The 17,191-nt window shown below is 68.9% G+C and carries 16 protein-coding genes and 1 pseudogene; 7 read left to right on the top strand and 10 right to left on the bottom strand.

All coding sequences use genetic code 11. The annotated features are described in order from the left end of the window. Together ACTHL9_RS16075 and ACTHL9_RS16070 are read right to left on the bottom strand one after the other, a co-directional pair. Positions 1-125: pseudogene (locus tag ACTHL9_RS16075) on the bottom strand (short-chain dehydrogenase); the annotation flags it as partial. A 63-nt stretch (positions 126-188) separates the two neighbouring features. After that, the gene (locus tag ACTHL9_RS16070; protein ID WP_440520287.1) at positions 189-914 is read right to left on the bottom strand and encodes a beta-ketoacyl-ACP reductase; all 726 of its coding nucleotides are present in this window, start codon (positions 912-914) and stop codon (positions 189-191) included. Positions 915-1,126: 212 nt separating this feature from the next. Between ACTHL9_RS16070 and ACTHL9_RS16065 the strand changes: the two genes are divergently transcribed. The 4 genes from ACTHL9_RS16065 to ACTHL9_RS16050 are packed head-to-tail and all read left to right on the top strand — an operon-like array spanning position 1,127 to position 3,186. Continuing rightward, entirely contained in the window at positions 1,127-1,546 is a 420-nt protein-coding gene (locus tag ACTHL9_RS16065) for a DUF3099 domain-containing protein (protein WP_440520286.1), read from the top strand. A gap of 11 nt (positions 1,547-1,557) precedes the next feature. Next, positions 1,558-1,788 (top strand): hypothetical protein, encoded by a 231-nt coding sequence (locus ACTHL9_RS16060; protein WP_440520288.1) that lies wholly within the window; start codon positions 1,558-1,560, stop codon positions 1,786-1,788. Position 1,789: 1 nt separating this feature from the next. After that, positions 1,790-2,704 carry an SURF1 family cytochrome oxidase biogenesis protein gene (locus ACTHL9_RS16055; RefSeq protein ID WP_440520285.1) on the top strand — a complete coding sequence of 305 codons (915 nt, stop codon included), beginning with the start codon at positions 1,790-1,792 and terminating at the stop codon, positions 2,702-2,704. Beyond that, complete coding sequence (locus tag ACTHL9_RS16050; RefSeq protein ID WP_440520284.1) at positions 2,701-3,186, top strand: YbaK/EbsC family protein; 486 nt, start codon at positions 2,701-2,703, stop codon at positions 3,184-3,186. Before ACTHL9_RS16055 ends, ACTHL9_RS16050 begins: the two co-directional genes overlap by 4 nt. Positions 3,187-3,189: 3 nt before the next feature. On the opposite strand, the gene ACTHL9_RS16045 is transcribed toward ACTHL9_RS16050, so the two are convergent. The 6 genes from ACTHL9_RS16045 to ACTHL9_RS16020 form a co-directional block, all read right to left on the bottom strand. Continuing rightward, complete coding sequence (locus tag ACTHL9_RS16045) at positions 3,190-4,791, bottom strand: ABC-F family ATP-binding cassette domain-containing protein (RefSeq protein WP_440520283.1); 1,602 nt, start codon at positions 4,789-4,791, stop codon at positions 3,190-3,192. 43 nt (positions 4,792-4,834) lie between these two features. Continuing rightward, positions 4,835-5,845, bottom strand: coding sequence for an NrfD/PsrC family molybdoenzyme membrane anchor subunit (nrfD, locus tag ACTHL9_RS16040; RefSeq protein ID WP_440520282.1), 1,011 nt, complete (start codon positions 5,843-5,845; stop codon positions 4,835-4,837). Further along, the gene (locus tag ACTHL9_RS16035) at positions 5,842-6,660 is read right to left on the bottom strand and encodes a 4Fe-4S dicluster domain-containing protein (RefSeq protein WP_440520281.1); all 819 of its coding nucleotides are present in this window, start codon (positions 6,658-6,660) and stop codon (positions 5,842-5,844) included. Before ACTHL9_RS16035 ends, nrfD begins: the two co-directional genes overlap by 4 nt. Continuing rightward, positions 6,657-9,920, bottom strand: a complete 3,264-nt coding sequence (fdh, locus tag ACTHL9_RS16030) for a formate dehydrogenase (RefSeq protein ID WP_440520280.1) — start codon at positions 9,918-9,920, stop codon at positions 6,657-6,659. The genes ACTHL9_RS16035 and fdh overlap by 4 nt, the downstream gene beginning before the upstream one ends. Positions 9,921-10,064: 144 nt before the next feature. Then, the gene (locus ACTHL9_RS16025) at positions 10,065-11,747 is read right to left on the bottom strand and encodes a RecQ family ATP-dependent DNA helicase (RefSeq protein WP_440520279.1); all 1,683 of its coding nucleotides are present in this window, start codon (positions 11,745-11,747) and stop codon (positions 10,065-10,067) included. A 13-nt stretch (positions 11,748-11,760) separates the two neighbouring features. Continuing rightward, positions 11,761-12,174, bottom strand: a complete 414-nt coding sequence (locus tag ACTHL9_RS16020; protein ID WP_440520278.1) for a CBS domain-containing protein — start codon at positions 12,172-12,174, stop codon at positions 11,761-11,763. Positions 12,175-12,393: 219 nt separating this feature from the next. On the opposite strand from ACTHL9_RS16020, the gene ACTHL9_RS16015 reads away from it, so the two are divergent. The 3 genes from ACTHL9_RS16015 to ACTHL9_RS16005 are packed head-to-tail and all read left to right on the top strand — an operon-like array spanning position 12,394 to position 14,368. Continuing rightward, positions 12,394-13,020 carry a biotin transporter BioY gene (locus ACTHL9_RS16015; protein ID WP_440520277.1) on the top strand — a complete coding sequence of 209 codons (627 nt, stop codon included), beginning with the start codon at positions 12,394-12,396 and terminating at the stop codon, positions 13,018-13,020. Further along, positions 13,017-13,739 carry an energy-coupling factor ABC transporter ATP-binding protein gene (locus ACTHL9_RS16010; RefSeq protein WP_440520276.1) on the top strand — a complete coding sequence of 241 codons (723 nt, stop codon included), beginning with the start codon at positions 13,017-13,019 and terminating at the stop codon, positions 13,737-13,739. Before ACTHL9_RS16015 ends, ACTHL9_RS16010 begins: the two co-directional genes overlap by 4 nt. Continuing rightward, entirely contained in the window at positions 13,739-14,368 is a 630-nt protein-coding gene (locus tag ACTHL9_RS16005; RefSeq protein WP_440520275.1) for an energy-coupling factor transporter transmembrane component T family protein, read from the top strand. Before ACTHL9_RS16010 ends, ACTHL9_RS16005 begins: the two co-directional genes overlap by 1 nt. Before the next feature lie 60 nt (positions 14,369-14,428). On the opposite strand, the gene ACTHL9_RS16000 is transcribed toward ACTHL9_RS16005, so the two are convergent. Both ACTHL9_RS16000 and ACTHL9_RS15995 read right to left on the bottom strand, forming a co-directional pair. After that, positions 14,429-15,625 (bottom strand): thiolase family protein, encoded by a 1,197-nt coding sequence (locus ACTHL9_RS16000; RefSeq protein ID WP_440520274.1) that lies wholly within the window; start codon positions 15,623-15,625, stop codon positions 14,429-14,431. Next, positions 15,600-17,000 (bottom strand): class I adenylate-forming enzyme family protein, encoded by a 1,401-nt coding sequence (locus tag ACTHL9_RS15995; protein WP_440520273.1) that lies wholly within the window; start codon positions 16,998-17,000, stop codon positions 15,600-15,602. The genes ACTHL9_RS16000 and ACTHL9_RS15995 overlap by 26 nt, the downstream gene beginning before the upstream one ends. Between the last annotated feature and the right edge of the window lie 191 nt (positions 17,001-17,191).

Below are 17,191 nucleotides of genomic sequence, written 5' to 3'. Positions count from 1 at the left end.
ACGACGGCGGCCCCCTCCCCCGCGAGGATCTTCGCCGTGGACGCGCCGATTCCGCGCGAGGAGCCGGTGACGATCGCCGTCTTGCCGGCCAGCGGCGTGCTTTGCGCCGTGCCCTGGTCTGTCATGTCAGTTCCTTCCGTGAACAAGAGGTTCCGCGAACAAGAGGTTCCGCGAACAAGAGGTGACGGTCAGTGGCCCATGCCGAGGCCGCCGTCGACCGGGATGACGGCGCCGGAGATGTAGCCGGCCTCGTCACTCGCGATCCAGCGGACCACGTTCGCCACCTCGTCCGCGTCGGCAAATCGACCGGCGGGGACGCGCGAAAGGTAATCCTTCTGCGTGTCCTCGGGAAGCTCCGCCGTCATGTCGGTCTTGATGAAGCCGGGCGCGACGACGTTGGCCGTGATCCCGCGGGAGCCGAGCTCGCGCGTGAGGGAGCGCGCCAAGCCGACGAGGCCCGCTTTGGACGCCGAGTAGTTGATCTGGCCCGGTGCCCCATAGAGGCCCGACACGGAGGAGATCAGGACCACGCGGCCGCGGCGGAGCCTGATCATTCCCTTGGACGCGCGCTTCACGACGCGGAATGCGCCGGTGAGGTTCGTATCGAGGACCGACGTGAAATCGTCTTCGCTCATCCGGAGCAGGAGCGTGTCCTTCGTGATGCCGGCGTTCGCCACGAGCACCTCCACGGGACCGTGCGCCGCCTCGACCTCTGAGAACGCCCGATCGATCGACGCCTCGTCCGTGACGTCGGCCTGCACGCCCAGAATGCCCTCCGGCAGCTCGCTCGAGGAGCGGTAGGTGACGGCTACCTTGTCGCCGTTCGCCGCGAAGGCCCTTGCGATGGCGAGGCCGATTCCGCGGTTCCCTCCGGTCACGAGGACGCTGCGGGGGACGTGGGCTTCCGTACTCACGGGGCTCCTTCAGGTGTTGGAAATGCGGCTCTACAGTGTTGGGAGTGCGTCCGGGGGCTTGGCTGCGGAGCGATCCGGGCAGCACTGGTCTGTCGAGAATCCTAGCGGCACGTCCCGTGCCCTGGCGCCTCGAGCCGGGAGATGAGCGCGGCATGACAGCAGGATTCGCCCGCCCGGAGGCCCGGTGGGACAATGGACGGACGGGAACAATGATGAAAAGACTGACTGACGGGACGGGAACCGGGCCGGAGGACGAGCGGACCTCCGATGATCCGGAAGTCCACAGCATCACCACCGCGGCCCCGGGGCACAGCGAGGACATGCACAAGCGCATGGTCCGCTATGCCACGGCGATGGGCATCCGCATGGTCTGCATCATTCTGCTCTTCGTTGTGGACGGCTGGTTCAAGCTGATCGCCGTCGCCGGCGCCGTGTTCCTTCCGTGGGTTGCCGTGGTCATCGCCAACGCACAGGACACGGCGGAGACGACGAGCGACTCCCTGCTCGACACCCCGCCCGTGGCCGAGCTCGAGGCCGGCGCGGCCGGGCGCGCCGACGACGTGGTGCTGGACGGGGAAGTCGTGGACGACACCGAGGAAGACGATCGGGGCACAGAGGAGAAGAGCGCGTGAGCTTGCTGGGAATGGTGCCGGACGAAGGTCCGGAGGCTGCAGTGTGCTCCCGAAAGGGCTGCCGCAGCCAAGCCGAATGGCAGCTCCTCTGGAACAACCCCCGGATCCACACCCCCGAGCGTCGCAAGGTCTGGCTTGCCTGCGGCGAGCATCGCGACTGGCTCGAGGACTACCTCAAGACCCGCCTGCTGTGGCGCGAGACCATCCCTCACGCGCAGTCGGCCAGGGACGGAGCACGCTGACGTGTATCGGTTCCTCTTCTCACGCCGCTGGCTCACGTACTTGGGCCTCGCCATCCTCTTCGCCGTCGCCTGCGTGCTGCTCAGCCGGTGGCAGATGTCCCGGCTTGCCGAGACCCAGGCCGTCATCGACCTCGTGAATCGGAACTATGACGCAGCCCCGGCGCCCTTCCACGACGCGTCCCCGCAGTTCGAGCACCTCGCCAGCGACCACGAATGGGAGCAGGTGAGCCTTCACGGCTCGTATCAGCCGGCGGACACCCGCGTGGTACGCAACCGACCCCTCAACGGGCAGCCGGGCTACGAAGTGGTGGTGCCGTTCAGGCTCGACTCGGGCCAGACGGTGATCGTGGACCGCGGATGGCTGCCGATCGGCAATCAGGAACAGGGCCGTCCTGACTCCGTGCCAGCGCCGCCGTCGGGCGAGGTGTCCGTCGTCGTGCGGCTGCGGCCCAGCGAGCCCACTCTCGATCGCGGCGCGCCATCGGGCCAGCTCGCCTCCATCGACCTGCCCACCTACGCGGGCCAGCTGAAGTATCCCGTGCTCACCGGATCGTATGGATTGATGGCGAGCGAGACTCCCGCCGCGGCCACGACCCCGACCGCCCTGCCGAAGCCCCAGCCCGACGACGGAACCCACCTCTCATACGCGCTGCAGTGGCTCGCCTTCGGCGTGCTGATGTTCATCGGCTTCGGATACGCCGCGCGCCAGCATGCGCGCAATCGCGCCATCGATGCCGCCGCCGAGGCAGCGGAGGCTGCCGAAGCGGCTCGGGGCCGGGGCGAAGATCACACCGAGGCCGAGCAGGCGGCCGACCATGCTGCTGCCCGCGCGGCACGCTTCGTCCCGAAGAAGCGGCGGAAGCCCACCGCCGAGGAGGAAGAGGACGCCATCCTCGACGCCCAGGGCTACCGGTGAGCGGATCGCAGAAGGGCGACCGGGCCGCCGTCGACCGCGTGCGCCGGGCGCTGCTCGCCGCCGGCCTGCAGGACAGCGTGCGCACGTTCGACGAGGACGTTCCCACCGCCGCCGCGGCCGCGGAAGTGCTCGGCTGCGAACTCGGGGCGATCGCGAACAGCCTCGTCTTCGAGGTCGACGGCGACCCCCTGCTGATCCTCGCGAGCGGGGCTGCGCGGGTCGACACGAAGCTGGTCGCGAGGCAGCTCGGGTCGGGGAGGATCCGTCGAGCCAGCGCCGACTTCGTCTTCGCGCACACCGGTCAGCGCGTGGGCGGCGTCGCACCCGTGGGGCATCCGCAGCCGCTCCGCACGCTCATCGACCTGCAGCTGAAGGCCTACCCGCTCCTGTGGGCGGGTGCGGGAGACCATCAGTCGATGCTGTCCGTCACGTATGAGGACCTCGCCCGCGTGACAGGCGCCGAACCGCTGGAGGTCCGCTGACGCCTACGCGAGCGTGATCAGGTCGAGGTAGTCCGCGCTCCAGAGGTCCTCGACGCCGTCCGGCAGGAGGACGACTCGCTCGGGGTTGAGCGCCTCGACGGCCCCCTCGTCGTGGCTCACCATGACGACGGCGCCCTTGTACGTCTTGAGGGCCCCGAGGATCTCGCGGCGGCTCGCCGGGTCGAGGTTGTTGGTCGGCTCGTCGAGCAGGAGGACGTTCGCGCTCGACGCCACAATCGTGGCCAGGGCGAGGCGGGTCTTCTCCCCTCCCGAGAGCACTCCGGCGGGCTTGTCCACGTCATCGCCCGTGAACAGGAACGAGCCGAGGATGCCGCGGACATCCGCGTCCCCGAGATGATCGGGGGCGGCACGGCGCATGTTCTCCAAGACCGAGCGGTCAGGATCGAGGGTCTCGTGCTCCTGCGCGTAGTACCCGACCTTGAGTCCGTGGCCCGGATGGATCTCGCCCGTGTCCGGCGAGTCGACCCCCGCAAGCATCCGGAGAAGGGTCGTCTTGCCTGCGCCGTTGAGCCCGAGGATCACCACCCGCGAGCCCCGGTCCACCGCGAGGTCGACGTCGGTGAAGATCTCCAGCGAGCCATACGACTTCGAGAGTCCCTCGGCCTGGAGGGGGGTCTTTCCGCAGGGGGCAGGCTCCGGGAAGCGCAGAGCGGCAACGCGATCCGACACGCGTTCCTCCGCGACGCCGGCCAGCAGACGCTCCGCCCGCTTGGCCATGTTCTGCGCCGCGACCGCCTTCGTTGCCTTGGCACGCATCTTGTTCGCCTGATCGAGGAGGACCTGGGCCTTCTTCTCGGCGTTCGCGCGCTCCCGCCGCCGCGCCCGTTCGTCGGTCTCGCGCTGGGCGAGGTAGCGCTTCCAGCCCATGTTGTAGACGTCGATCACCGCGCGGTTCGCGTCGAGGTGGAAGACCTTGTTGACCGTCGCCTCGAGCAGCTCGACATCGTGGGAGATCACGATGAGCCCGCCCTGATGCGCCTTCAGGAACTCCCGCAGCCACGCGATGGAGTCGCCATCGAGGTGGTTGGTGGGCTCGTCGAGGAGAAGGGTGTCCGCCGCTGAGTAAAGGATCCTTGCCAGCTCGACGCGTCGCCGCTGGCCGCCGGAGAGCGTGCGGAGCGGCTGGTTGAGAATGCGCTCGGGGAGCGCGAGGTTGGCGGAGATCGCGGCGGCCTCGGCCTCGGCTGCATAGCCGCCGCCCGCGAGGAACTCCGCCTCGAGGCGGTCGTAGCGGGCCATCGCCTTGCGCTGAATGGCCGCGTCACCGCTGGCCATGGCCGCTTGGGTCTCGCGCAGCTTGCGGACGACGACGTCGAGCCCGCGCGCTGACAGGATGCGGTCGCGCGCGAGCTGCTCCATGTCCGGGGTCCGCGGGTCCTGCGGCAGGTAGCCGATCTCGCCGCTGCGCGTGACCGTTCCAGCAGCCGGGATCCCCTCGCCCGCCAGGACGCGCGTGAGGGTGGTCTTGCCGGCACCGTTGCGCCCCACGAGGCCGATCTTGTCGCCCTTGTCGATCCGGAACGTCACACCGTCCATGAGCAGGCGCGCGCCGGCGCGGAGTTCGAGGTCCTGAACAGTGATCACGTAAGGAGGGGCCTTTCGGGGGGTGCGCGGCCCGGACTGGGCCTCATACCATGCTAGCCGCCGAAACCCCCGTGCCTTTCCCCTGCCCTGCGCTCTGGGCCTCCGCCCGCGCCTTCTCCAACGGTTGCCGTCCGCCGTTCCCCTGCACTTCAGCCTGCTTCCCGAGCCGCTCGCGCTGAGGCACGACGACGTACTTCGGGTCGCGTGTGGAGGCCCGGCCAGCTTCGAACACGCCGAAGCGGAGGAGAGCTGAGCCCGCGGCCAGGGTCAGCCCGCCGAGCACGCTCACGGCCCGCGACCTGCCCCCGCCGAGCGCGAGCCCGACCGCACCACCGACCGTGCAGGCCTTCGAGAGCCGCAGCAGTCTTCCTGCCTTGCCCGTGTGCAGCGTCTCGGTGGAGAGGTGATCCCTGCGCTCCATGATGAGGCTCATGGCAGTTTCCAGCGCCGCGCCCCCGACAGCCATCCGTCGTGCCGGTCCCGCCTCCGCGACGGGCGAGAGGGCTGCGGCGACGCCGCCGGCCGATGCCGCAGCCGACCCGGCGAACACGAACGGCAGAACGTCATGGGCGTCGTGCCAGGTGGGCACCGCGGTGTCCCCGATCAGGACTGCGGTGTAGGTCGCGACTCCCGTCCCGGCCACGGCGGCGCCGAGGCCTGCCAGGCGCCCGGCTCGCGGCAGGAGGCCGAGCACATTGGAAGCTGCTGTCGCCCCAGCGAGCGGACCGTAGACCGAGAGGATCCACGAGCCGACGCTCATCGGCGAGGTCGGCTTTGCGACCCGGAGCATGTTGAGGAACCTGTCAGGGCGTCCGAGGTCGTGGACCAGCGCGACGACCGATGCGGAGATCGCGGTGAGGGCCGTGAGCTTGGCCGACCGTTCGAGCCCCGGACGCCCGCTGTGCTGCGCGCCCGCAGCGAGGAGCGACGAGGCCCCCGCGAGGCCGCCGGCGAAGATGTAGCCGGCAATGTCCAGAGCTTCCCACGTAGGCTCTTTGAGGATAGGCCGACCGTAGTAGGACGTGAATTCCTCCTTCTGCCGCCGCGGGCTCACTTCTTCGCTCCCCAGAACGCGAGGGCCGCCCCGGCCAGAAGGCCAGCCGCGGCGCCTGCCGCACGCTTCCACATCGCCGGCAGGTCCCTCGTGGTCACGATGGGATCCGGGGGAAGTCCGTACGTCTCGGGTTCATCCAGGAGGAGGAAGAACGCCCCGTCGCCGCCCACCCCGTTGTCCGGGTCACGCCCGTAGAGCTGGGCGTTCTCCTCGCCGCGCTCCTTCAGCTCTTCGAGGCGCGCGTCAGCCCGCTCGCGCAGCTCATCGAGCTCCCCGAACTGGATCGACTTGGTGGGGCAGGCCTTCGCGCAGGCCGGCTCCTCGCCGGCCTCGAGGCGGTCATAGCACATGGTGCACTTGAAGGCCCGGCCGTCGCCCTTGCGCTGGTCGATGACACCGTAGGGGCACGCGGAGACGCAGTAGCCGCAGCCGTTGCAGATGTCCTGCTGAACCACGACCGTTCCGTGCTCAGTGCGGAAGAGCGCGCCCGTGGGGCAGACATCGAGGCAGGCCGCGTGGGTGCAGTGCTTGCACACATCCGAGGACATGAGCCATTTGACGCCGTCGTGAGCGGACGGATCGGTCGCGGGCACCTGCTTCTCGATGAACGCCACATGGCGCCAGGTGTTGGCTCCGAGGGCGGACGTGTTGTCGAAGGACTCTCCCGTGATCTGGAGATCCGTGTCGGCCGGGACGTCGTTCCACTCCTTGCAGGCGACCTCACAGGCCTTGCACCCGATGCACAGGCTCGTGTCGGTGAAGAAGCCCTTGCGGGGAACCCCCAGCGAAGGCATCCCGAGTTGGGTGACGCTCATGCCCTGACCCCTTCCATGCCGGTGTGCTCATCAAGGCCGGTGTGCGCATCTATGCCCGCGCGCCGGCGGTAGTCGGCAACCAGGCCAAGCAGGTCGCCGCCTCGGGGCCGGCGGCCGGGCCGGATGTCCACAGTGAGCGCCTTGACCTCCTGGATATGGACGTTCGGATCCATGGAGATCGAGGAGAGCTCATTCATGGCATCGCCCCGGCTCAGCCCATTCGGGCCCCAGTGGTACGGCATGCCGATCTGATGGACCGTCCGGCCCTGGACGCGGAGCGGCTTCATCCGGTCCGTCACGAGGACTCGTGCCTCGATGGCCCCACGGGCCGAGACGAGCGTGGCCCAGTCCCGGTTCGTGAGCCCGCGTTCGGCGGCGAGGGCCGGCGAGACTTCGCAGAAGGACTCCGGCTGCAGTTCCGCCAGATACGGGAGCCAACGGGTCATCGCACCCGCGGTGAAGTGCTCGGTCAGCCGGTACGTGGTCAGCACGTAGGGGTAGACGTCGGCGCCCGGCTGATTCCCGCTCGGGTGGTACCGGTTGCCCTCCCTGGGCAGGAGCTTGCGCAGGGGATTCCTCTGCTGGCCGTACAGCGCGTTCTCGAAGGGCGACTCTTGCGGCTCGTAATGTGTGGGCATCGGACCGTCGACGAGGCCCGCCGGCGCGTAGAGCCACCCCTTGCCGTCGGACTGCATGATGAAGGGATCGGTGCCGGAGAGCGCGTCTGGCCCCTTCGCGTCCTTGGGCGGCCGGTACGACGGCGGCTTGGTCGGCTCGAAGTCGGGAACGTCGTCGCCGGTCCACTCGCCGGCCTCCTCGTCCCACCAGACGAGCTTCTTCCGCTCGCTCCACGGCTTCCCCTCGGGATCCGCCGAGGCGCGGTTGTAGAGCTCACGGCGGTTGGCAGGCCATGCCCAGCCCCATTCACGGCTCGAGACTGTCTGCTCGGTGTGGGGCTTGCGTCGCGCCGCCTGATTGACGCCGTCAGCCCTGCAGCCGCAGTAGATCCAGCAGCCGCATGACGTGGAGCCGTCATCCTTGAGCTGGGTGTAGGCAGACAATGGCGAGCCGTCCGCCGCCTTCCCGTTGATCTCGGCGAAGACCGCATCAGCGTCGGGCTCGTCCTGTGTGCCCACCGTCGGGTAATCCCAGGTGTGGTCGAGCACGGGCCTGTCGGCGTCGTCGGCCGATCCTTCGAGAAGCTTGCGGATCCGCTTGCCCAGATGCCAGATGAACCACAGGTCGCTCCTGCGGTCGGCTTCGGGCTCGATAGCCTGGTCGCGCCACTGCACGAGCCGGTTGGTGTTCGTGAAGCTCCCGGCCTTCTCGGTGTGGGCGGCAGCGGGGAAGAAGAAGACCTCCGTGGCGATGTCCTCGGTGCGCAGCTCGCCGGTGGCGATCTCCGGGCCGTCCTTCCACCACGTGGCGCTCTCGATGAGGGAGAAGTCTCGGACCACAAGCCAGTCGAGCTTCGACATGCCGAGACGCTGGAGGTGGGTGTTCGCGGACCCCACAGCCGGGTTCTCCCCCATGAGGAAGTACCCCTTGCAGATGCCCTCGAGCTGGGCGTTGACCGTGTCGTACGTGCTGTGGCTGCCTGTGATGCGCGGGAGATAGTCGAAGCAGAAGTCGTTCTCCGCCGTCGCGGCGTCCCCCCACCACGCCTTGAGCAGGCTGACGGTGTAGGCCCGCATGTTGGCCCAGAAGCCGCCCTTCGCAGAGTCCGCCTCGATGTAGCCGTCCAAGTCGAGGTGCTGTTCGGCGTGAGGCGTCGGCAGGTAGCCGGGCAGCAGGTCGTACAGCGTCGGGATGTCGCTCGAGCCCTGGATGCTCGCGTGGCCGCGGAGGGCCATGATCCCGCCCCCGGGGCGTCCGATGTTGCCGAGAAGGAGCTGGAGGACGGAGGCGGTGCGGATGTACTGGGTGCCGGTGGTGTGCTGCGTCCAGCCCACGGCGTACGCGAACGCCGTCGTCCGCTCTCTGCCCGAGTTGGTGGTGATCGCCTCGGCGACCTCCTCGAACAGCGCCTGCGGCACGCCGCACACCTGCTCGACCATCTCCGGCGTGTAGCGGGAATAGTGCCGCTTGAGCACCTGGAAGACGCAGCGCGGATCCTGGAGGGACTCGTCCCGCCGCCATTCTCCATGGACGCCCGGGCCGCCCGACCCGTGCGACTGGGGATGCGACGACTCGCCGAGCGCGCTCCCCTGCTCCTGGAGATGCGAATCGCGCTCGCCGGACGAGGCCGCCGCATACCCGCCCTCGTACTGCCATGTCTCCGTGCTGTAGGTGGAGTGCTCAGCGTCGTAGCCGGAGAACAGACCGTTCAGATCCTCGGTGTCCTGGAAGTCCTCGCGGAGGATCGTAGCCGCGTTCGTGTAGTTCACCACGTATTCGCGGAAGTACGCATCGTGCGTGATGACCCAGTTGATGAGCCCGCCGAGGAACGCGACGTCGGTGCCGGCCCGGATCGGCACGAACGTGTCCGCCATGGCGCTCGTCCGCGAGAACCGGGGATCGACATGGATGATCTTGGCTCCGCGCTCCTTCGCCTCCATGACCCACTGGAAGCCGACCGGATGGGCCTCGGCGAAGTTCGAGCCTTGGATGATGATGCAGTCGGCGTTCTGAAGATCCTGGAGATACGTGGTCGAGCCGCCACGGCCGAAGCTCGTGCCGAGGCCGGAGACGGTGGAGCTGTGGCACACCCGCGCCTGATTCTCGACCTGGACGATGCCCAACGCCGTGAACAGCTTCTTGATGAGGTAATTCTCCTCATTGTCGAGCGTGGCCCCGCCGAGGCTCGCGACCCCCATGGTCCGACGGGTGCGGATGCCGTCGACATCCCACTCCCACGTGTTGCGTCGAGTCTCGACCACGCGCTGGGCCACCATGTCCATCGCGGTCTCGAGATCCAGCCGCTCCCAGTCCGTCCCATGCGGCTTGCGGTAGAGGACGTATTTCTCCCGGGAGTCCCCCGTGGTCAGCTGGAGCGACGCCGAGCCCTTCGGGCAGAGCCGCCCGCGGCTGATCGGTGAATCGGGGTTTCCCTCGATCTGGATGACCTGCTCGTCTTTGACGTAGACCCTCTGCGCGCACCCGACGGCGCAGAAGGGGCACACCGAGGGGACCACCCGATCTGCCGTCTCGATCCGCGCCTTCAGATTCTCGGTGGCGCGGGATTTCGCCGCGTGGTGGCGGCCTGTCGGATCGTGCTCCAGAAACTGCCGCAGAACCGGCCACTGCAGCGGACTTGCCATGGGAAACCCCTCCCAGCCTCGGACCGCCGTCGCGTGATCTCTGTCACGCGGCGCACGGGAGCCATACTAGCCCTGCCCTCTACGTGCCCCGCCAGACCTCAGATCAACCATGCGAGATTTCTGGCGTGGGATCGCAGGCGCGGTTCAGCCGGAATCGCCCTCCCGGACCAGAAGGCCCTCGTTCTCCTCGATGGCCGAAAGTGCCAGCTCCTTGTAGCCGACCGACTCGAAGAGCACCGTGAGGCGGTCGGGCTCGACCCCCATAACCATGCCCGGCCCCCACTCACGGTGGCGCACCTGGGACTGCATCGACCAACCGCCGGGCGTCGCAGCCTCGCGTTCTTCGGCCTCCTGCGCGCTTCCTTCCTCCTTGCACCGATCGCAGTTTCCGCACCAGGCGGCCGCTTCCTCGCCGAAGTAGTTCAGGAGCCACTGGCGCCGGCAGACATCGGTCTCGGCGTAGCCGCGCGCCATCTCCACCCGAGACTCGTCGATCCGATGCCGTGCCTCATCCGCTTCCCGTGCGCGCTCGATCGCGTCGTCCGGGCTGAGGTTCCCCACGGACCGATATCCGGCGCGCGATGCGACCACGCAGCCGCTGTGCTCGAGCAGGCTCACCGCGCGCGCCTGGGCGCGAGGCGTCAGACCGGTCTCGGTTCGCAGCGCAGCGGACCGGAGCGGCCCGCGAGCGCGGATGGCTTCATAGCTGGCGGCGACGTTGTCCTCGTCGAATGACTTCCCAGCGAAGAATCGCTGGAGTCCCAGATCTTCCGCGCGGTAGTGGAGAACGGCGAGCGCGGGATCGCCGTCACGGCCTGATCGGCCAATCTCCTGATAGTAGCTGTCGAGCGAATCAGGGATGTCGGCGTGGACCACGAAGCGTACGTCAGGCTTGTCGATTCCCATGCCGAAGGCCGTCGTGGCGACGACGACGTCCAGTTCGTTGTCGAGGAACCGCTGGTGGACCTCGGCGCGGTCGCTGGCCTTGCGCCCTGAGTGATAGGCCGCCGCCCGGACGCCGCGCTCAACAAGCTCACGTGCGTACTCCTCGGTGTTCCGGCGCGTGGCCACATAGAGCAGGCCGGGACCCTCGAGCTCGGCGACCTGCTCGATGACCGCGGCCCGCTTCCCTGCCTCGCTCTCGTGCCTGACCACCGCCAGTTCGATGTTGGGCCGGTCGAAGCTCTGGATCATCACGAGCGGGTCCCGAAGGCCCAGCCGCTCGACGATTTCGGCTCGGGTGTGCGGGGTGGCCGTGGCGGTCAGCGCGACGACGGGAGGCCGCCCGAGCTTCTGCAGCACATCGCCGAGGAGGAGGTAGTCCGGACGGAAGTCGTGGCCCCACGAGGAGATGCAATGAGCCTCATCCACCACGAAGAGAGCCAGCCGTAGGCCGGTCAGGCGCTCCACTGTCTGTTCGCGGGCCAGCTGCTCAGGGGCGAGGAAGGCGAACCGCACGTCGCCGCGTTCGATCGCTTCCCACGCGGCCTTCTCTGCGCGCCCGCCGAGGGTCGAGTTGAGGGCCACAGCCCGCTCGGCGCCGAGGCTTTCGTTGATGCCATCCACTTGGTCCCGCTGGAGGGCGATGAGCGGGCTCACCACGAGCGTGACGCCGTCGAGCGCCGCGCCGGGGATCTGGTAGATCGCCGACTTCCCGTGGCCAGTGGGCATGACGGCCAGGACGTCCCGCCCCCTAGCAGCTGCCTCAACCGCTTCGAATTGGCCCTCCCGCCACGAGTCGATGCCGAAGTTCTGGCTGGCAAGGCGAAGAAGTCGCTCCGAATCGAGGTCCTGCACACCGTATTGCTGAGCGCCGTCCTGTGACATTCGCTGAAGCCCGCTAGTAGGAGATCAGCTTGACCAACTCGCCCACCTGGTCCTCGGAGAGGCTTCGGGCTATGTCGGCCTGGGACACCATGCCCACGAGGTCGTGGCCGTCGATGACTGGGAGGCGGCGGACGCGGTGCTCCTCCATCGTCTTGATCGCCTCTTCGACACTGTCGTCGGCGCCGATCGTGATGGGCCTGCCCTCGCCTAGGCTCCCCGCCGTCGTCGTCCGTGGGTCTCCGCCTTCGGCGAGGCACTTGATCACAATGTCACGATCGGTCACAACACCCTTGAGCCGATTGTCCTCCCCGCAGATGGGCAGGGCCCCGACATCGAGGTCTCTCATCTTCCGGGCGGCGACCTCAAGTGTCTCGTTCTCGCCGACGCACTCGGCTCCCGGAGTCATGATCTCGCGCGCGGTCGTCATCGCTCTCTCCTGTCGCCGTTTCTCCTCGCCCCCGCCCTGTCCGCGGATGCCATCCACGGGTTACCCTCCGGGCAGGGTCGAAAACTCGACATGACTTGTGGCGCCTCACCAAGGTGGAGGGGTTGGCCTTGGTGGGGCGCCTACAAAATGACGGACGACGGCGATGCGTAGCCTTCACAGTCAGAAGAACCCAGCTGCCGGGAGACCTTGGAGGGAACCATGAGCCAGAAGACCGCCCACAGCGGGCCGACGTCGTCCCGTCCGCGCCGGGCGTGGGATGCCCAGTCGCTGGCCCTCGTCGCCGTGTTCGCGGCCCTCATCGCCGCGTCGGCCATCGTCCCCGGCAGTCCCGTGGGGAGCTTCGGCGTTCCCATCACGCTTCAGACTCTCGCCGTGGCGCTCACAGCGCTCGTGCTCGGAGGCACCCGGGCTGCGGCCGCCGTCGGCCTCTATCTCATCCTCGGCTTCGTGGGCCTGCCCATCTTCTCCGGAGGCCGCGCTGGCCTCCAGATCCTCGCCGGCGGATCAGCAGGCTACATCGTGGCGTTTCTGGTGGGGGCGTTCCTGCTCGGTCTGCTCGCCGAGCGCATCATCCGACGGGCGTCAGCTGCGCGACGCGGCGCCTGGTTCTTCGTCGCTGCGACCGTGGTGTCCGTCGTCGTCATCCACTCCCTCGGTGTGCTCGGGATGATGGTGAACCTCAAGCTCTCGTGGCAGGCCGCCTTCCTCGCGGATCTCGCGTACTACCCCGGCGATCTGCTCAAGAACGCGGTGGCTGCCCTGGCTGCTACAGCGGTCCACCACGCATTCCCTGACGTCCTCGTGAGGAGGGTCAAGCAGGCGTGAGCCGGATCGAGCTCGAGGACGTCCGGGTTGCCGTCGCGCTCGACGCCGATGCAGGGCCGCGCGAGAAGGTTGTCCTCGACGGGATCTCCATTGCGCTGACGGAGCGCCGCGTTGCGGTGATCGGAGCCAACGGCTCCGGGAAGTCGACACTGCTGCGCCTGCTGAATGGACTGGTTGAGCCTTCCTCGGGCACGGTCGTCGTCGATGGGCTCGACACCGTCCGTGATGGCAGGGCCATTCGGCAGCACGTGGGCTTCGTCTTCACTGACCCCCTCTCTCAGCTCGTCATGCCGACCGGCCGCGAGGACATCGAGCTCTCCCTGCGGCGCCGCCATCGGAATCGCCTCGACAGGGCAGCCGCGGCTCAGGAGGTCCTCGACCGCTTCGGACTCGGGCGGCTCGCGGACCAGAGCGTCTACGAACTCTCCGGCGGCGAACGCCAGCTGATGGCGCTTGCCGCCGTGCTCGCGGTCGACCCGGAGGTCCTCGTCCTCGACGAGCCGTCCACCCTCCTCGATCTCCGCAATCGGGAGCTTCTCCGCAAGGCCCTCGCCTCACTCCCCCAACAGGTGATCCTCTCGACCCACGACCTCGAACTCGCGCTCGACGCCGAACGCGTTCTCGTCGTCGAGTCCGGAAGGATCGCGTTCGACGGGGAGCCCGCCGAGGCCGTCCGCCACTACCGCGCGCTCAGCGGTGCGGGAACAGGGCCACGCTGATGCGCGACCGGACCCGCGGCGGCGTCCTCGCGGGCTTTGTCCCGGGCGACTCGTGGCTGCACCGCACGCCCCTATGGGCGAAGTTCCTCGGCGTGCTCCTCGCCGGAACGGCCAGCTTCGTGCTGCTTGATTGGCGTGCTTCGGCGGGAGCGGTCTTCGCCGTGGTAGCCGCCTGGCTCACGGCTGGCCTCGGCGTGCGGCGTCTCCTCGCGTCGTGGAGAGTCCTGCTCCCTCTGCTCGCGGTCCTCGGCGCCTTCCAGTGGTGGCAGCTGGGGCCAGCGACGGCGGCGCGGATCGTCCTGAATCTCCTGCTGTGCTTCGTCGCGGCCGGGCTGCTCACCGCGACCGTCCCCCTGCGCGAAATGCTCGACGGTGTCGCCGGGCTCGCGCGTCCGCTGCGGCGCCTCGGCGCGGACCCCGAGAGGTTCGCCTTGGCGATCGCCATCATGATCCGCAGCATTCCGGTGCTCGCTGGTGCGTTCGCCGAGGTCGGCGACGCAGCGCGGGCCCGCGGGCTTGAGCGCAACCTCCGCGCGCGGACCATTCCGGTCGTCCTCTCGGCTGTGGCCTACGGGCGCCGGACCGGAGAAGCGCTCGCGGCTCGCGGACTCGGAGAACCCGACGAGTGAGTGAGGTGGCCACGCATGTGGCGAGAGGTGGCCACGCGTCAGGTGAGAGGTGGCCACGCGTCAGAGGCGGCGCGTTTCGAACAGCACCGCGGTTCCGAGGCCGCCCGCGGAACTGATCATCGCCAGGCAGAGCGAGCCGTCCGGCAGGGACTGGGCGCGGGCGAGCAGCCGCACGACAGACACCGCGCCCGAGGCTCCGTAGGCATGACCGAGCGCGAGGGAGCCACCGTGGATGTTGAGGACGGCGTCGGCGGCGTCTTCCGTGAGGCCTATCCGGTCCGTGCAGGCCAAGACCTGGCCGGCGAAGGCTTCGTTGAATTCGACGGCGGCGAGTTCCTCGACCGTTGCGCCATGCTCCGTGAGCAGTGCCTCAGCCGCCGCAGCTGCACCGACGCCGAGCCGCCTCGGGTCGACGCCGGAACTCGCCGAACCGAGGAACGCGAGCGCTGCGCGGCCGGGAACCAGCGCCAATCTGTCGGCATCGACCACGACGACGGCCGCAGCCCCGTCAGCATCGAAGCACGAGTTGCCGGCCGTGACGGTCCCCCCGGCAACGAACGCGGGAGGGAACCGTGCCAGGATGCGATCGTCGAGGCGGCTCCGCGGCCCGTTGTCCGCCCGAACCCACCCTACGGACGTGCGCACAGGGACGATTTCCGCGCTGAACGCACCGGTGGACGCTGCGTCGAGCGCCCGGCGATGGCTCCGCAGCGCCAGCGCGTCCTGACGCTCGCGGGGCACGCCCGCCTCGCGCGCAACGGTCTCTGCCGCGATCCCCATATCAGGGTCGCTGTCCGCGCCTGACCGGGTCGGCGCATGCTGGGCGCGCGAGTAGAAGGCGATGTCGCCGTCGGGCGTGCGATGTCCGCGCACCGGGGCCGTACTGATGGACTCCGCGCCGCCCGCAACATAGGCGAGTCCTGCGCCCGCCTGAATCAGGCGGCAGGCGAGGACGACAGCGTCGAGCCCCGACCCGCATTGGCCGTCCACGGTCAATCCTGGGACTGTCTCGGGGAAGTCGGCCTCGAGCGCGGCGAGCCGGGCGAGATTCCCTCCGCCTCCCGCGGCGTTGCCCACGATGACCTGGGCGAGCTCCTCCCCTGCCAGCCCAGAGTCCTCCCGGACGGCCCGCAAGACCGGGGCCAGCAGCTCGTGGACTCGTAGCCCGGCGAACGCTGTGCCAGCCCGGATGAGTGGCGTGCGCCGCCCGGCGATGACCAGTGGCGGTGTTCTAGGCGAGCTTCCGGGCACGGACATCCCCTTCGAGGACCCATTGCTGGAACAGGGCGCGGCTCAGTTTGCCGCGTTCAGTCACCGGCAGCTCGTCCAGCTGGAAGTACTGCAGCGGGCGCTTGGCAGGGGGGAGCCGTCCTTCGAGCCCCGCCCGCAGCTGGAGCTGGCAGAGACCGGCGTGGGCGGGCACCACACCTGCTACCACGCGCTGTCCACGGACGTCGTCGGGGATGCCCGCCGCCACTACCTCCGCGACGCCAGGCAGCATCGCCAGCGCAGCCTCGACCTCATGGGGATAGACGTTCTGACCGCCCGTGTTGATCATGTCCTGCGTCCGGCCCAGGACGTGCAGTTCGCCGTCCCGCACGTACCCCTGATCGCGGACGGTGCACCATTCTCCGAGCCGGGTGAAGGCCTGGCCGTCGTCTCCCCACACGTAGCCCTCGCTCACGAGGCCGCCGCGGACGCAGATGTTGCCTGTCTCGCCGTCGGCAACCGGGCCGCCGTCGTCGTCAAGGATGGCGAGATCCACCCCGGGGAACGCACGCCCGACGCCGGTGCCCACCTCTGAAGGACGCTCCCCCGGCTCGTGAGCCCTCGCCGCGACGAAGCTCAGCTCCGACGCGCCGTAGTACTCCCACACCGCAGCGTTCGGTGCCCATCTCATGGTGGCCTCCAGCGTGCGGCGGTCGAGCTTCTGCCCGGAGCAGACGATCGCGCTGATGCCGCTCGCATCGACGTCGCCCGCAAGGCCGCGCTCGGCGAGAACCCGCAGCATGGTCGGGACGAGCACGAGCCGGGTGATCGAAGCCCGTCCGATTTCCACATGGGCGTCGCCGACATCGAAGTGCGGCAGCATATGGAATGACGCCCCGGCGAAGAGGCATTCGGAGAGAGTGTAGAGGTTGAGGCTCGCAGAGAGCGGTCCGGGGGCCAGCACGCGATCGTCGGGGCTGAGGCCGAACAGGGAAATCGATGCTTCGAACGAGCGGCGCCAGGACCCACGGGTGCGCGAGAACGCCTTCGGCACAGACGTGGTGCCGGAGGTCAGGCCGACCAGGAACGAGGCATCGTCATCGCCATCCTCGAGTTCGGTCGGCGCCGGCATGGACGCCCGCCAGCGTTGGGTGAGCCGTTCCCTGACCTCAGCCGTGAGCTCCGCGGGCCAGAGAGGGTCCAGAACGGCGCATTCCCGCCGCCCTGCGACTCCTGCCGCCCACCGAGCCGCGAACTGCACGCCATTGGGCTCCTGCAGGATCCGGACATCCTCGCCAGAGCGCGCCAGCTGCCCCGCCCGATCGGCGAGTTCGCTCCACGACAGCCGCTGGCTTCCGCAGACCACGGCGACGTCGTGCGGCTTCTCCGCCGCCCACGCCGAGATTCGGTCCAGAAATGGCATCCACTCAGTCTACGAAACCGCGCTCCGTTAAGGCGCGGTACGTGAGCTACGATGACGCCCGACCTCGGTATCACACGGCCCGACCTCGGCGCCACACGGCCCGACCTCGGCGCGGGGGGCGGCCGCCCGGGGGGGGGCGGGGGGGGGGGCCGGGCCGGGGGGGGCCGGGGGGGGGGGGTGTGTGGGCACCG

It is taken from the genome of Sinomonas sp. (genome assembly GCF_051955515.1).
GTDB lineage: Bacteria > Actinomycetota > Actinomycetes > Actinomycetales > Micrococcaceae > Sinomonas.
The sequence above is the reverse complement of the archived record's forward strand: the minus strand, read 5'-3'. Positions and strand labels throughout refer to the sequence as shown.

Coding starts and splice junctions, on each gene's coding strand:
- ACTHL9_RS16060 (WP_440520288.1), top strand. CDS start 1,558: ATGGTGCCGGACGAAGGTCCGGAGGCTGCAGTGTGCTCCCGAAAGGGC.
- fdh (WP_440520280.1), bottom strand. CDS start 9,920: ATGGCAAGTCCGCTGCAGTGGCCGGTTCTGCGGCAGTTTCTGGAGCAC.
- ACTHL9_RS16035 (WP_440520281.1), bottom strand. CDS start 6,660: ATGAGCGTCACCCAACTCGGGATGCCTTCGCTGGGGGTTCCCCGCAAG.
- ACTHL9_RS16000 (WP_440520274.1), bottom strand. CDS start 15,625: ATGTCCGTGCCCGGAAGCTCGCCTAGAACACCGCCACTGGTCATCGCC.
- ACTHL9_RS16025 (WP_440520279.1), bottom strand. CDS start 11,747: ATGTCACAGGACGGCGCTCAGCAATACGGTGTGCAGGACCTCGATTCG.
- ACTHL9_RS16020 (WP_440520278.1), bottom strand. CDS start 12,174: ATGACGACCGCGCGCGAGATCATGACTCCGGGAGCCGAGTGCGTCGGC.
- ACTHL9_RS16015 (WP_440520277.1), top strand. CDS start 12,394: ATGAGCCAGAAGACCGCCCACAGCGGGCCGACGTCGTCCCGTCCGCGC.
- ACTHL9_RS16005 (WP_440520275.1), top strand. CDS start 13,739: ATGCGCGACCGGACCCGCGGCGGCGTCCTCGCGGGCTTTGTCCCGGGC.
- ACTHL9_RS15995 (WP_440520273.1), bottom strand. CDS start 17,000: ATGCCATTTCTGGACCGAATCTCGGCGTGGGCGGCGGAGAAGCCGCAC.
- ACTHL9_RS16065 (WP_440520286.1), top strand. CDS start 1,127: ATGAAAAGACTGACTGACGGGACGGGAACCGGGCCGGAGGACGAGCGG.